Source organism: Pseudomonas sp. SWRI50 (genome assembly GCF_014269095.1).
GTDB lineage: Bacteria > Pseudomonadota > Gammaproteobacteria > Pseudomonadales > Pseudomonadaceae > Aquipseudomonas > Aquipseudomonas kermanshahensis.
Genome location: NZ_JABWRW010000004.1, coordinates 257,946 through 272,664 on the forward strand (window position 1 = coordinate 257,946; position 14,719 = coordinate 272,664).

At 63.1% G+C, this 14,719-nt stretch carries 10 protein-coding genes; all 10 read left to right on the forward strand.

The window, feature by feature from the left end; genetic code table 11:
• Positions 1–651: 651 nt before the first annotated feature.
• The 10 genes from HU750_RS06705 to HU750_RS06750 all read left to right on the forward strand — a co-directional run bounded on the left by HU750_RS06705 (position 652) and on the right by HU750_RS06750 (position 14,717).
• Positions 652–1,968 (forward strand): nucleotide sugar dehydrogenase, encoded by a 1,317-nt coding sequence (locus HU750_RS06705; protein ID WP_027595311.1) that lies wholly within the window; start codon positions 652–654, stop codon positions 1,966–1,968.
• An 81-nt stretch (positions 1,969–2,049) separates the two neighbouring features.
• A complete protein-coding gene (locus HU750_RS06710; RefSeq protein WP_172960386.1) occupies positions 2,050–3,531 on the forward strand; it encodes a glycosyltransferase family 2 protein in 1,482 nt (493 codons plus the stop codon).
• 36 nt (positions 3,532–3,567) lie between these two features.
• Positions 3,568–4,734 carry an alginate biosynthesis protein Alg44 gene (locus tag HU750_RS06715; RefSeq protein WP_186677784.1) on the forward strand — a complete coding sequence of 389 codons (1,167 nt, stop codon included), beginning with the start codon at positions 3,568–3,570 and terminating at the stop codon, positions 4,732–4,734.
• A 150-nt stretch (positions 4,735–4,884) separates the two neighbouring features.
• Positions 4,885–6,279 (forward strand): alginate biosynthesis TPR repeat lipoprotein AlgK, encoded by a 1,395-nt coding sequence (gene algK / locus HU750_RS06720; RefSeq protein WP_186677785.1) that lies wholly within the window; start codon positions 4,885–4,887, stop codon positions 6,277–6,279.
• A complete protein-coding gene (locus tag HU750_RS06725) occupies positions 6,276–7,754 on the forward strand; it encodes an alginate export family protein (RefSeq protein ID WP_085273971.1) in 1,479 nt (492 codons plus the stop codon). The genes algK and HU750_RS06725 overlap by 4 nt, the downstream gene beginning before the upstream one ends.
• 22 nt (positions 7,755–7,776) lie before the next feature.
• On the forward strand, positions 7,777–9,336 hold the full coding sequence (gene algG, locus HU750_RS06730) for a mannuronan 5-epimerase AlgG (protein WP_186677787.1): 1,560 nt from the start codon (positions 7,777–7,779) through the stop codon (positions 9,334–9,336).
• 13 nt (positions 9,337–9,349) lie between these two features.
• Complete coding sequence (locus HU750_RS06735) at positions 9,350–10,789, forward strand: alginate O-acetyltransferase (protein WP_085273970.1); 1,440 nt, start codon at positions 9,350–9,352, stop codon at positions 10,787–10,789.
• A 7-nt stretch (positions 10,790–10,796) separates the two neighbouring features.
• On the forward strand, positions 10,797–11,900 hold the full coding sequence (locus tag HU750_RS06740; protein ID WP_186677789.1) for a mannuronate-specific alginate lyase: 1,104 nt from the start codon (positions 10,797–10,799) through the stop codon (positions 11,898–11,900).
• A gap of 190 nt (positions 11,901–12,090) precedes the next feature.
• On the forward strand, positions 12,091–13,548 hold the full coding sequence (locus tag HU750_RS06745; RefSeq protein ID WP_085273969.1) for an MBOAT family O-acyltransferase: 1,458 nt from the start codon (positions 12,091–12,093) through the stop codon (positions 13,546–13,548).
• Positions 13,549–13,559: 11 nt separating this feature from the next.
• Positions 13,560–14,717 (forward strand): alginate O-acetyltransferase, encoded by a 1,158-nt coding sequence (locus HU750_RS06750; RefSeq protein WP_186677792.1) that lies wholly within the window; start codon positions 13,560–13,562, stop codon positions 14,715–14,717.
• The last annotated feature ends 2 nt before the right edge of the window (positions 14,718–14,719 follow it).

The window sequence follows — 14,719 nt, forward strand, 5'->3', positions numbered from 1 at the left end:
TAAGACCGTTCGTACCTTTTTTGACGTTTTTTGAAAAATATTTTTCGATACTGGCATTAAAACATCCCCCCTCAATCCCGCCCTTTATATACCGGGACGAAACACCCCAGTGCTATCAGATTGAAACTATTTATCACTGAAGAATTATTTAGAAATCTTTCATCCGGGCAAAACCCAGCCAGGAACTTCTGTCATACCGGATCGCTCATAGTGCCGTAACGATTTTCCTGCCCCTGGGCTGTGAGAGATGACTTACAGATGACAACGGCAGGTATCCACTGCCCGCCAAAGCAACTTCGACAGGTATAACGGGCACCCCCCAAGAGCCCTGTCCACGCAGGAGAGACGCGCCCTTACAAATCGTCCTAGTGGTTGATTTCAAAGGATTTATCCACTTGAAAAAACAAGCACAGCAGCGCGCCACGTAGCGCATTGCAATAAAGACGGCTGCACGCCAAGGCACGTTTTTTAATAATGGCTTTTTACTGCCAAGTTTGAGCGCATAACTTTTCGCGCTCCGGAATAATTTTGCCTGCGCTCGGCGAAGTGTGCATTCGCCATGGACCCGTGCGCCCAAAAACTGTTGTTAATCAACCTGGCCCGGCTCTTTCCGAAGGAGCCGGCGTGATAAACACACATGAGGTGATAGCGATGCGTATCAGCATCTTTGGTTTGGGTTATGTAGGGGCGGTCTGTGCAGGCTGCCTGACGGCGCGAGGCCATGAAGTGATTGGTGTGGACGTGTCCAGCACCAAGATCGACCTGATCAACCAGGGCAAGTCGCCCATCGTCGAACCTGGCCTGGAAGCACTGCTGCAACAGGGCATCGCCAATGGCCGCCTGCGCGGCACCACCGACTTCGCCGAGGCCATCCGCGCCAGCGATGTGTCGATGATCTGCGTCGGTACGCCCAGCAAGAAGAACGGCGACCTGGGCCTTGAGTACATCGAGTCGGTGTGCCGCGAAATCGGCTACGTGCTGCGTGACACCACCCGTCGCCACACCATCGTGGTCCGCAGCACCGTGCTGCCGGGCACCGTGAAGAACGTGGTGATCCCGATCCTCGAAGACTGCTCGGGCAAAAAGGCCGGGGTCGACTTCGGTGTTGCAGTCAACCCTGAGTTCCTGCGCGAAAGCACCGCGATCAAGGACTACGACCAGCCACCGATGACGGTCATCGGTGAACTGGACAGCGCCAGCGGCGACGTGCTGCAAAGCCTGTACGAAGAACTCGACGCCCCGATCATCCGCAAGCCGATCGAAGTGGCCGAGATGATCAAGTACACCTGCAACGTGTGGCACGCCACCAAGGTCACCTTCGCCAACGAGATCGGCAACATCGCCAAGGCAGTCGGTGTCGATGGTCGCGACGTGATGGACGTGGTCTGCCAGGACAAGGTACTGAACCTGTCGCAGTACTACATGCGCCCAGGCTTCGCCTTCGGCGGCTCGTGCCTGCCGAAGGACGTGCGCGCCCTCACCTACCGCGCCGCCAGCCTCGACGTGCGAGCGCCACTGCTCGATTCGCTGATGGCCAGCAACGAGTCGCAGGTGCAGAACGCCTTCGAGCTGATCGAAGCCCACGACAAGCGCAAGGTCGCCCTGCTCGGCCTGAGCTTCAAGGCCGGCACCGACGACCTGCGTGAAAGCCCGCTGGTGGAACTGGCCGAGCGCCTGATCGGCAAGGGCTACCAGTTGGGCATCTACGACGAGAACGTCCAGTACGCCCGTGTTCACGGCGCCAACAAGGACTACATCGAATCGAAGATCCCGCACGTTTCCTCGCTGCTCAACGCCGACTTCCAGCAGGTCATCGACAACGCCGACATCATCGTCCTGGGCAACCGTGACGAGCAGTTCCGCGCCCTTGCCCAGCAAGCGCCGGAAGGCAAACAGGTGATCGACCTGGTGGGCTTCATGAGCAAAGCCACCTGCGGCACCAGCCGTACCGAAGGCATCTGCTGGTAACACCCTTGGCCGGGCAGCGCAGGTGCTCCTCAGGGGACAAGCGCTGCCCTTCCTTCCCTGATTTCGCGACGGATGCTGAACATGCAAAGGCTCCAGACAGTGCTGTTGCAGTGCGCCGGGTGGCTGCTCTACATGAGCCTGCTCATGTTGATCGCCCTGGCCCTGCCGGCCGATATCTTCGACTCGCAGTCGAAGCACTTCATCTTCCTGGTCGGCGCAGTCGGCATCTGGCGCTATTCGATGGGCGCCACCCATTTCATCCGCGGCATGATCTTCCTGTACGCCGTCTACCCGTACCTGCGCCGCAAGGTGCAGAAGCTGGGCAAGGCTGCGGACCCGTCCCACGTGTACCTGATGGTCACCAGCTTTCGTATCGATGCGCTGACCACCGCGCAGGTGTACAGCTCGGTGATCCGCGAAGCCATCAACTGCGGCTTCCCCACCACGGTGGTCTGCTCGCTGGTGGAGATGTCGGACGAGCTGTTGGTGAAAAGCCTATGGGCCAAATACAACCCGCCGGCACACGTCAAGCTGGACATCGTGCGCATCGCCGGCACCGGCAAGCGTGACGGCCTGGCCTATGGTTTTCGCGCCATCTCGCGGATGCTGCCAGACGAAAATGCCGTGGTGGCTGTGATCGATGGCGACACCGTGCTGGCCGATGGCGTGGTCTGCAAGACCGTGCCGTGGTTCAAGCTCTACCCCAATGTCGGTGGCCTGACCACCAACGAATTCTGCGAAGTGCGCGGCGGCTACATCATGAGCGAGTGGCACAAGCTGCGCTTCGCCCAGCGCCACATCAACATGTGTTCGATGGCCCTGTCCAAGCGCGTGCTGACCATGACCGGGCGCATGTCGATGTTCCGCGCCAGTGTGGTGACCAACCCCGAGTTCATCGCCGACGTCGAAAGCGACTCGCTGATGCACTGGCGCCTGGGCCGCTTCAAGTTCCTCACCGGTGACGACAAGTCCAGCTGGTTCAGCCTGATGCGCTTGGGCTACGACACCTTCTACGTGCCGGATGCCGCCATCAACACCGTCGAGCACCCGCCCGAAAAAAGCTTCCTCAAGGCCAGCCGCAAACTGATGTACCGCTGGTACGGCAACAACCTGCGGCAGAACTCCCGCGCACTGGGCCTGGGCCTGCGGCGCCTGGGGCTGTTCACCAGCATCGTCCTGTTCGACCAGCGCGTGTCGATGTGGACCAGCCTGCTGGGCCTGACCGTGGCGGTGATCGCCAGCCTCAAGTTTGGCCTGGGTTTCCTGCTGGTGTACCTGCTGTGGATCGGCATCACTCGCCTGATCCTGACCGTGATGCTGCTGTGCTCCGGGCACAAGGTCGGGCCGGCCTATCCGCTGATCCTTTATTACAACCAGATCGTCGGCGCGATGATGAAGATCTACGTGTTCTTCCGCCTCGACAAGCAGTCCTGGACCCGCCAGCCCACTGCCCTAAAACGTGACCTCGCCAGCTTTCAACAATGGTTCAACACCTGGTCCTCGCGGACCATGACCTTCTCGGCGGCCAGCATCTTCGTTGCTGTGCTGTTCATGGTCGTGTGAGCCCAACCGGATCGGATCTAACAGGAACAAACCACCATGAATACCGCCGTGAACGTCAACGTCGTGCATGAGTCCGAAGCCCAGCGCCAACACGCCCGGGTGCGCATTCCAGCCAAGCTGCGCTTCCTGGATAACCAGCGCCAAACCCACGAAGTGAAGGTCGATGACCTATCCGCCGGTGGCCTGAGCTTCCACACCAAACAGCAACTGTCGGTGGGCGAAGTGCTGCGCGGGCGGCTGCAGTTCGTGGTCGACAATCTGGGCCTGTCGATCGACATCGAGTTCCAGGTGCGCTCCTTCAACCCCAGCAATGGCCGTACCGGCGCGCAGTTCCAGAACCTGGAGCCCCGCGACATCGCCACCCTGCGGCACATCATCACCAGCCACCTGTCGGGTGAGCTGATCAGCATCGGTGATGTGCTCAGCACGCTGCAGCGCGACAACTTCACCAAGGCGCGCAAGCAGAAGGATGGCGGTGCCGGCCTGACCGCCTTCGGCCGCCTCAAGGCGGTCAGCGTGACCCTCGGCGTGTTCGTGATCGGCGTGGCCGCCTTCGGTTTCGTTGCCAAGTCGCTGTACGGCATGTACTTCGTCAGCCACGCCGAAGCTGGCGTGGTGGCAGTGCCCACCACCAGCGTCACCATGCCCCGCGACGGCACCGTGAACAGCCTGGTCGAAAGCGGCGGCCAAGTGGTCAAGGGCGCGCCCCTGGCGAGTTTCAGCACCAGCATGCTGGACATGCTCAAAGGCCACCTGGACGACTCGCAACTGGAGCCGGCCAAGGTTGAGGAACTGTTCGGCAAGCAGCTTTCCGGCACCCTCACCAGCCCCTGCGATTGCGTGGTCGCCCGCCAACTGGTGGATGACGGCCAGTACGCCGCCAAGGGCCAACCGATCTTCCAGCTGATCCCACGCACCACCAACCCGATGGTCGAAGCGCGCTTCAGCTACCGCCAGTTCGACGAGGTCACGCCCGGCACCCGGGTCAACTTCCAGGTGGCCGGCGAAGACGAAGTGCGCACCGGCCAGATCGTCAGCAGCGCCAGCCTCAACAGCGAAGACCTGGCCTCCGACATCCGTGTGCAGATCAAGCCTGACAGCGGCCTGCCAGCAGAACTTGCCGGGCGCCCTGCTTCGGTCAGCAGCGACCGCGGGCCGTCGTTCAACTGGCTGATCGACAAAGCCGTGGCCCGTGGGCTGTAAGAGGACAAGCCGATGATTAGCACACAACCCGATACCTGTGGGAGCCGGCTTGCCGGCGATCGAGTGCGCAGCACTCGCCCAGCAGATGTGTCGCCCGCGCAGGCCTCTCGCCGGCAAGCCGGCTCCCACAGGGTCCGTGTGAACCTTGGGATGTGCGCCCTAGCCGCCGCCATCACGCTCGCCGGCTGTGCCGGCCTGCCTGACCAGCGCCTGGCCAACGAAGCCCTCAAGCGCGGCGACACCGCCTTGGCCGAGCGCAACTACAAGGCCCTGGCCGACCTCGGCTACAGCGATGCGCAAGTCGGCCTGGCCGACATCAAGGTCGCCACCCGCGACCCCGCGCAGATCAAGCAAGCCGAAGCTACATACCGCGCCGCAGCCTCCACTTCGCCACGGGCCCAGGCTCGGCTAGGCCGCCTGCTGGTGGCCAAACCCGACAGCACCCAGGCTGAACGTGAAGAGGCCGAAACGCTGCTCAAACGCGCCGCCCAGCAAGGCGAAAGCAATACCTTGATCCCGCTGGCGATGCTCTACCTGCAATACCCGCAGAGCTTCCCCAACGTCAACGCGCAGCAACAGATCGACCAGTGGCGCGCCGCCGGCAACCCGGAGGCGGGCCTGGCCCAGGTGCTGCTGTATCGCACCCAGGGCACCTACGACCAGCACCTGGGCGAGGTCGAGAGCATCTGCAAGGCCGCGCTCAATACCACCGACATCTGCTACGTCGAGCTGGCCACCGTGTACCAGAAGCGCGGCCAGCCCGACCAGCAAGCCGCCCTGCTCGGCCAGCTCAAGGCGGCCTATGCCCGCGGCGCCGTACCGGCCACCCGGGTCGACAGCGTCGCCCGTGTGCTGGCTGACCGCAGCCTAGGCCAGACCGACGAAAAAACCGCCAAAGACCTGCTCGAACAGGTGGCGCCGGCCAACCCGGCTTCGTGGGTCAGCCTTGCGCAACTAGTCTACGACTTCCCCGAGCTGGGCGACACCGACCAGCTACTGGCCTACATCGACAAAGGCCGCGCCGCCGAACAGCCACGCGCCGAATTGCTGCTGGGCCGCCTCTACTACGAAGGCAAGACGCTGCCCGCCGATGCGGCAAAAGCCGAACAGCACCTGCAGGCCGCCGCCGACGCTGGCGAGGTCAGCGCCCATTACTACCTGGGCCAGCTGTACCGCCGCGGTTACCTGGGCAATGTCGAGCCACAGAAGGCCGTCGACCACCTGCTCGCTGCCGCCCGTGGCGGCCAGAACAGCGCCGACTATGCCTTGGCCCAGCTGTTCAGCGAAGGCCATGGCATCCGCCCGCAACCGGGCAACGCCTGGGTGTTCGCGCAACTGTCGCAGGCCAACCCGACGCCACAGTCGGCCGAACTGCTGCAGCAACTCGATCAGCAACTCACGCCAGACCAGCGCAGCCAGGCGCAAACCCTGCTGACGCAGGAAAAACAGGCGCGCGGCAGCATGGCCCAAGGCGCCAACAGCACCCTGGCCCTCGAAGCCCTGCAAGACGACGAACAAGAAGTAGACGGTGAGGACTCGCTATGACGCTCAATCCCTTCGTGAAAGCCGGCATCGGCCTGAGCTTCGCCCTGCTGTGGTCCTGCCCGACCCTGGCCGACATGACCGCGCAGAAAAACTTCGGCCTGGACGTGAAAATCACCGGCCAGTCGGAAGACGATCGCGACCTCGGCACCCGGCCCGGCGGTGACGTCAACGGCCTCGGCCTCGACCTGCGCCCCTGGGTGTACGGCGAGCGCGGCAACTGGAGCGCCTACGCCATGGGCCAGGCCGTCGCGGCCACCGACACCATCGAAACCGACACCCTGCGCCAGAACGACGACGGCACCACCACCGACACCGGTGACGACAGCCGCAAGCCGGACAAAAGCTACCTGGCCATGCGCGAGTTCTGGGTCGGCTACAGCGGCCTCACCCAGTACCCTGGCGAGCAACTGCGCTTAGGCCGCCAGCGCCTGCGCAGCGACGACGGCATGTGGCGCGACACCAACATCGAAGCCCTCAACTGGACCTTCGACACCACCCTGCTCAAGGCCGACCTGGGCGTGGCCCAGCGTTTCAGCGAGTACCGCACCGACCTCACCGAACTGGCCCCGGAAGACAAAGACCGCACGCACCTCTACGGTAACGTCGCCACGCAATGGACCCCCGGCCACTGGGTCGGCCTGCGTGCCCACCACACCCATGACAGCGGCAGCCTGAAAAGCCCCGGCGAGACGATCGACGCGCTCGACAAGACCCGCACCGGCGACCTCACCTGGCTGGGCCTGGAAGCCAACAGTGACGCCTACAACTGGCGCAACGACCACACCGTCAACTACTGGGGCAGCCTGACCTGGCTGACCGGTGACCGCGACAAACTCAGCAGCCAACAGGTAGGCGACGATCAAGTGGCCACCGGCAAGCAGAGCGGCGACGTCAACGCCTGGGCCACCGACCTCGGCATCCGCCTGCGCCTTGACCCCAACTGGCAAGTCGGTGCGGCCTACGCCCGTGGCAGCGGCGGCGGTGGCGATGACGGCTCGAACAACTTCGAGCAGACCGGCCTTGAGAGCAACCGCTCCAACTTCACCGGTACCCGCTCGCGTGTGCACCGCTTCGGCGAGGCCTTCCGTGGCGAGCTGGGCAACCTGCAGGCGGCCACCCTGTTTGCCTCGTGGCAACTGCGCGACGACTACGACGCCAGCCTGATCTACCACAAGTTCTGGCGCGTGGATGGCGAGCAGAACATTGGCTCCAGCGGCATCAACGCTGCGGTCAACGACAACGGCGTGAACCGCCCGCTGATCAATGGCGAAAAAGACCTCGGCCAGGAGATGGACGTGGTCGTCACCAAGTACTTCAAGCAGGGCCTGTTGCCCGCTTCGATGAGCCAGGCAATCGACGAACCGTCCGCGCTGGTGCGCCTGCGCGCCGGTGTGTTCAAGCCAGGTGACGCCTATGGCAAGGAAGCGGACTCGTACATGCACCGTGCCTTTGTCGACGTGATCTGGCGCTTCTGAGGCCGGTAGAGGATTTCTTGTCATGCCCCTTCACCCGCACCTACGTCACAGCCTCCTGGCCAGCGCCTTGCTGCTGGCCTCAGGCCTTGCCGTCGCCGCAGAACCCACGGTGATCGCCAAGGAACTGCAGCAGGCCAAGACCTACACCGTGTCCAGCGCGCCCACCGAGCCGCTGCACATGGACCCACCGAAACTGCCCGACCTCAGCGGCTTCACTGCCGAGGCGGTGCAGAACAAGATCGACCGCCGCCACAAAGGCAAGGTCAGCGTGCGCCGCATGCTGCAGGAAGAGTCGCTGAAGGAGTTCATCGGTGGCGACAACAAGGCCGCCGAATGGGTGCAACGCCAGCACGGCATCCCCCAGGCGATCTTCGTCGATGACGGCCATGTCGACCTGGTCGAGCTGAGCAAAAAGGTACCCAAGCAGTACCTCAGCGAAGTCGAGCCGGGGGTGTACCTGGCGCGCCTGCCAATCGTGGTCGGGCAGAAGGGCATCCTCGAAATCAACGGCAAGGTCAAGCAATTGCGCCTGTCCCAGGAGGGCGGCGCGTTTCTGGTCAACGACGGCAAGCTGTTCGTCAGCGACACCCAGGTCACCGGCTGGCGCGAGAAGGACAACGGCCCGGCGACCTTCCGCTCGCCCAAGGAATTCCGCCCGTTCCTGCTGTCGTGGGGCGGCACCGAGACCTACATCGTCAACACCAAGATGGCCAGCTTCGGCTACGCCAAGTCCAAGTCGTACGGTGTGAGCATCTCGCAGTACACGCCGAACATGGCCAAGCGCATGGGCCGCCCGGAGCCGACCGGCTGGATCATCGGCTCGGAATTCAGCGACATGTGGTACGGCTTCTACTGCTACGAGACGCAGGACTTCGTGGTCAAGGACAACACCTACCGCGACAACATCGTCTACGGCATCGACCCGCACGACCGTTCGCACCGCCTGATCATCGCCGGCAACACGGTGTACGGCACCAAGAAAAAGCACGGGATCATCGTCTCGCGTGAGGTCAACGACAGCTGGATCATCAACAACAAGAGCTACGACAACAAGCTCTCGGGCTTGGTGATCGACCGTAACAGCGTCAACAACCTGATCGCCTACAACGAGATCTACCGCAACCACACCGACGGCATCACCTTGTACGAAAGCGGCGACAACCTGATCTGGGGCAACAAGCTGATCAACAACCGCCGCCACGGCATCCGCGTGCGCAACAGCGTGAACATCCGCCTGTACGAAAACGTCGCCATGGCCAATGGCCTGGTGGGTGTCTACGGGCACATCAAGGACTTGTCCGACACCGACCGCGACATCGCCCTCGACCCGTTCGACACCAAAGTCTCGCTGATCGTGGTGGGCGGTGAGCTGGCGGCCAACGGCTCCGGGCCGCTGTCGATCGACTCGCCGCTGTCGGTCGAGTTGTACAAGGTGTCGATGCTCGCACCGCGCAAGGCCAACGGCATCAGCCTCAACGGCATCCTCGGCGAGCGCCAGGACGAAATCCTCGACCTGCTGGTGCGCCAGCAAAAGGCTGTGCTGATCGACCCGGTCGAACGCCAGACCGAAATGATCGATTAAGGAAGCCCAGACCATGACTCCACACCTGATGAAACTGCTGGGCCTGTCCGCCGCCCTTCTGGCGATCAGCCAGGGCGTGCGCGCCGACGAGGTGAAAGCCCCGACGTTCAGCGCCGAACCCTGCTGCCAACTGTGCCCCGAGGCGCACGACGCCAGCCGCTACACCACCCGCTACCAGCAGAACTTCACCACGCTGGTACAGGCCCAGGGCGACTGGCTGTTCCGTACCCGCGAGGACCTGCGTACCGAGTTCAACACCACCCCCGCCGGCTACAAACGCCTGCAGCAGGTGCACGACGCGTTCAAGAAGCGCGGCGTGGAACTGGTCGTGGTCTACCAGCCGACCCGTGGCCTGGTGAACCGCAACATGCTCAAGCCGGAAGAAAAAGCCGCCTTCGACTACCAGAAGGCCCTGGGCAACTACCAGGCCATGCTCCAGCGCTTCAGCAAGATGGGCTACAACGTGCCCGACCTGTCGCCGCTGACCAACGAGCAACTGGCCGCCGCCGACCAGGGCAAAGACTTCTACTTCCGCGGTGACCAACACTGGACGCCGTATGGCGCCGAGCGCGCCGCCAAGATCGTGGCCGACACCGTGCACCACATGCCGGCCTTCGAAGGCATCCCACGCAAGGAATTCGAAACCAAGAAGTCCGGGCGCATGGGCAAGACCGGCACCCTGCACAACGTCGCCGGCCAGCTCTGCGGCACCAGCTACGCCGTGCAGTACATGGACCAGTTCGCCACCGAGCCAAAAGGCGCGAGCGGCGGCGACGACCTGTTCGGCGATGGCGGCAACGCGCAGATCACCTTGGTCGGTACCAGCCACAGCGGCAAGAACTACAACTTCTCGGGCTTCCTCGAACAGTACATCGGCGCCGACGTGCTCAACGTCGCCTTCCCTGGCGGTGGCCTGGAAGGCTCGATGATCCAGTACCTGGGCAGCGAAGAGTTCCAGAAAAACCCGCCAAAGATTCTGATCTGGGAGTTCTCCCCCCTGTATCGCCTGGACCAGGAAACCATCTGGCGGCAGATCCTCGGCCTGCTCGACGATGGCTGTGACGCACGCCCGGCGCTGATGAGCGCCAGCACCACGCTCAAGCCCGGCAAGAACGAGCTGATGGTCAACGGCAAGGGCGGTGTGATCAAAGACCTTATCAACCGCAACCTGCAGATGGACGTCAAGTTCGAAGACCCTTCGGTGAAGGTGCTGCAGGCCACCCTCTGGTACCTCAACGGCCGCCACGAGGACATTAAGCTGGAGAAACCGGAAACCTCCGACACCGACGGCCGCTTCGTCTTCCAGATGCGCGAAGACGAAGACTGGGCCAGCCAGAACCTGTTGGCCTTCGAGGTCCAGGGGCCGGAGAAAGGCACCCAGAAGGTCGAGGCCAAACTCTGCAAACGCAACAACTTCGCCGTGCCTGCGCAAACCGCGCAAGCCGGCCAGTGAGGCGACCATGACCCCATTCAAGCGACTCATCAGCCCCGCCCTGCTCAGCCTGGCCCTGTTCGGCGGCGCCGCGCACGCCGCGCTGGTACCGCCCCTGGGTTACTACGAGGGGATCGAAAAGCTCAAGACCAGCGATGGCAAGTTCCGCTGCGAACCTGCCCCCAAGCCATACACCGGCGCGCTGCAGTTTCGCAGCAAGTACGAAGGCTCCGACAAGGCCCGGGCGACCCTCAATGTGGCCTCGGAAAAAGCCTTCCGCGACTCCACGGCCGACATCACCACGCTGGAGAAAGGCGTCAGCAAGATGGTCGGCCAGTACATGCGTGACGGCCGCCCAGCGCAGCTCGACTGCACGCTGGCCTGGCTCGAAACCTGGGCGCGGGCCGACGCCCTGCTGTCCACCGACTACAACCACACCGGCAAGTCGATGCGCAAATGGGCACTGGGCAGCATGAGCGGATCGTGGCTGCGCCTGAAGTTCTCTAACGCGCAGCCCCTGGCCGCGCACCAGGCCGAGGCCGAGCAGATCGAGCGTTGGTTCGCCCGCCTGGCCGAGCAGACCGTGCGCGACTGGAGCGACCTGCCGCTGGAGAAGATCAACAACCACAGCTACTGGGCGGCCTGGTCGGTGATGGCCACCGCCGTGGCCACCGACCGTCGCGACCTGTTCGACTGGGCCGTGAAGGAATACAAGGTCGGCGCCAACCAGATCGACGACCAAGGCTTCCTGCCCAACGAAATCAAGCGCAAGCAGCGCGCCCTGGCTTACCACAACTATGCCCTGCCACCGCTGGCGATGATCGCCAGCTTCGCCAAGGTCAATGGCGTGGACCTGCGCAGCGAGAACAACTTCGCCCTGCAGCGCCTGGGCGAAGGCGTGCTGGCCGGCGCCCGTGACCCGCGCCACTTCGCTGAACGCGCCGGTGCAAAACAGGACATGAAAGACCTCAAGGTCGACAGCAAGTACGCCTGGCTCGAGCCCTGGTGCGCGCTGTACCAGTGCGTCGGCGACACCCTTGATCGCAAGCACGGTATGCAGCCGTTCGACAGCTTCAGGCTCGGCGGCAACCTGACCCGGGTCTATGACCCGAGCGCGGCTTCGAAGAAATAACGCAAAACCCTGTGGGAGCCGGCTTGCCGGCGATGGGCCGCGAAGCGGCCCCTGACTATCGCTGGGCAAGGCTTCGCCTTGCATCGCAGGCAAGCCAGCTCCTACAGGGATCTAGGTAGCCCGCCACATTGCGTGGGGGGTTTGGGGGGCGTTTTGCCCTGGATGCTGTGAACAAATTAGGAGAACCGGGATGGTCTTCTCGTCCAACGTGTTCCTGTTCCTGTTCTTGCCGATCTTTCTCGGCCTGTACTACCTGAGCGGGCAACGCTATCGCAACCTGCTGCTGCTGATCGCCAGCTACATCTTCTATGCCTGGTGGCGTGTGGACTTCCTCGCCCTGTTCGCTGGCGTGACCCTGTGGAACTACTGGATCGGCCTGAAAGTCGGCGCCGCCGGCGTGCGTACCAAACCGGCCCAGCGCTGGCTGCTGCTGGGCGTGGGCGTCGACCTGGCCATCCTTGGCTACTTCAAATACGCCAACTTCGGCGTCGACAGCCTCAATGCAATCATCACCTCGTTCGGCCTGGAGCCGTTCATCCTCACCCACGTGCTGCTGCCGATCGGTATCTCGTTCTACATCTTCGAGTCGATCAGCTACATCATCGACGTGTACCGCGGCGACACCCCGGCCACCCGCAACCTGATCGACTTCGCGGCGTTCGTGGCGATCTTCCCGCACCTGATCGCCGGCCCCGTGCTGCGCTTCAAAGACCTGGTCGACCAGTTCAACAACCGCACCCACACCCTGGACAAGTTCTCCGAAGGCTGCACCCGCTTCATGCAGGGCTTCATCAAGAAAGTGTTCATCGCCGACACCTTGGCGGTGGTGGCCGACCACTGTTTCGCCCTGCAGAACCCGACCACCGGCGATGCCTGGCTGGGCGCCCTGGCCTACACCGCGCAGCTGTACTTCGACTTCAGCGGCTACAGCGACATGGCCATCGGCCTGGGCCTGATGATGGGCTTCCGCTTCATGGAGAACTTCAAGCAGCCCTACATCAGCCAGTCGATCACCGAGTTCTGGCGCCGCTGGCACATCAGCCTGTCGACCTGGCTGCGTGACTACCTGTACATCACCCTGGGCGGCAACCGCAAAGGCACCTTCAACACCTACCGCAACCTGTTCCTGACCATGCTGCTGGGCGGGCTGTGGCACGGCGCCAACTTCACCTACATCCTCTGGGGCGCCTGGCACGGTATGTGGCTGGCGATCGAGCGGGCGCTGGGCATCGACACCAACCCGCAGCGTTTCAACCCGGTCAAGTGGGCCTTCACCTTCCTGCTGGTCGTGGTCGGCTGGGTGATCTTCCGTGCCGAGAACCTGCACGTGGCCGGGCGCATGTACGCCGCTATGTTCAGCTTTGGTGAATGGCAGCTGTCGGAGCTCAACCGCGCCCAACTGACCGGCTTGCAAGTGGCCACCTTGGTCATCGCCTACCTCACCCTGGCGTTCTTCGGCCTGCGCGACTTCTACCGCAATGCCAAGCCGACACCCAAGGCAACCCCGGTGCAGGTCAACGCCGACGGCTCGATCGGCCTGGACTGGACTCGGGTGATGACCCGCGCCCTGGTCCTGCTGCTGTTCGTGGCCTCGATCCTCAAGCTTTCGGCGCAGAGCTACTCGCCGTTCCTTTACTTCCAGTTCTGAGGTTGATGACCATGACCCGGACATTACGCATTACCTATTCGCTGACGTTCCTCGGCCTGCTGGTCGGCATGGGCGCCTGGTCCACCGGCGGCCTGGAAAGCTTCCAGCGCACCGCGCAGATGACCCTGCTCAACGGCAAGCTGGCCAAGGCTGCCGAGACCCACTACGACGAGCAGTTCCCGATCAAACGCCTGGGCACCAACCTTTGGGCGGCGCTGGACTTCAAGCTGTTCAACGAAGGCCGCCCGGGCGTGGTGCTGGGCCGTGACCAGTGGCTGTTCAGCGATGAAGAGTTCAAACCCACCGCCGGTGCCGAGCAACTGATGCAGGAAAATCTGGCGCTGATCCGTGGCGTGCGCGACACCCTGCAACAACACGGCAGCCAGCTGGTGCTGGCAATCGTGCCGGCCAAGGCGCGGGTCTATTCCGAATACGTCGGCAAGGAGCTGCCCGCCAGCCTGCACGACGACCTGTACAACCGCTTCCATGCCCAAGCCCGCCAGGCCAACGTGTTCGCCCCAGACCTGATGGCGCCCATGGAGCAGGCCAAGGCCCGCGGCCAGGTGTTCCTGCGTACCGACACGCACTGGACGCCGATGGGCGCGGAAGTCGCCGCGCAAGCCTTGGCCGAAGCGGTCAGCCGCCAGAGCCTGCTCAATGGCGACCCGCAAACCTTCATCACCGAAGCCGGTAATACGGCGCCCTACAAAGGCGACCTGACCAACTTCCTGCCACTCGACCCGCTGTTCAGCAACCTGCTGCCGAGCCCGGACAACCTGCAGCAACGCACCACGCGCCCAGCCGAAGCCGCTGGCGATGCGGGCGACGCGCTGTTCGCCGACAGCCAGATCCCGGTCGCACTGGTCGGCACCAGCTACAGCGCCAACCCGCACTGGAACTTCCTCGGCGCCTTGCAGCAAGCCTTGCGCAGCGACGTCGCCAACTACGCCGAAGACGGCCACGGCCCACTGTTGCCGATGCTCAAGTACCTGCAAAGCGATGCCTTCAAAAATGCCGCGCCACAAGTGGTGGTGTGGGAATTCCCCGAACGTTATCTGCCCATGAAAAACGACCTCAGCAGCTTCGATCCGCAGTGGATCGCCCAGCTGAAGAACTCCCGTAAATCCGAAGAAAACCTGGCCCTGTCGTCCACCCGGACGAACCACTGATC

Coding starts and splice junctions, on each gene's coding strand:
- HU750_RS06740 (WP_186677789.1), top strand. CDS start 10,797: ATGACCCCATTCAAGCGACTCATCAGCCCCGCCCTGCTCAGCCTGGCC.
- HU750_RS06750 (WP_186677792.1), top strand. CDS start 13,560: ATGACCCGGACATTACGCATTACCTATTCGCTGACGTTCCTCGGCCTG.
- HU750_RS06710 (WP_172960386.1), top strand. CDS start 2,050: ATGCAAAGGCTCCAGACAGTGCTGTTGCAGTGCGCCGGGTGGCTGCTC.
- algK (WP_186677785.1), top strand. CDS start 4,885: ATGTGCGCCCTAGCCGCCGCCATCACGCTCGCCGGCTGTGCCGGCCTG.
- HU750_RS06745 (WP_085273969.1), top strand. CDS start 12,091: ATGGTCTTCTCGTCCAACGTGTTCCTGTTCCTGTTCTTGCCGATCTTT.
- HU750_RS06725 (WP_085273971.1), top strand. CDS start 6,276: ATGACGCTCAATCCCTTCGTGAAAGCCGGCATCGGCCTGAGCTTCGCC.
- algG (WP_186677787.1), top strand. CDS start 7,777: ATGCCCCTTCACCCGCACCTACGTCACAGCCTCCTGGCCAGCGCCTTG.
- HU750_RS06735 (WP_085273970.1), top strand. CDS start 9,350: ATGACTCCACACCTGATGAAACTGCTGGGCCTGTCCGCCGCCCTTCTG.
- HU750_RS06705 (WP_027595311.1), top strand. CDS start 652: ATGCGTATCAGCATCTTTGGTTTGGGTTATGTAGGGGCGGTCTGTGCA.
- HU750_RS06715 (WP_186677784.1), top strand. CDS start 3,568: ATGAATACCGCCGTGAACGTCAACGTCGTGCATGAGTCCGAAGCCCAG.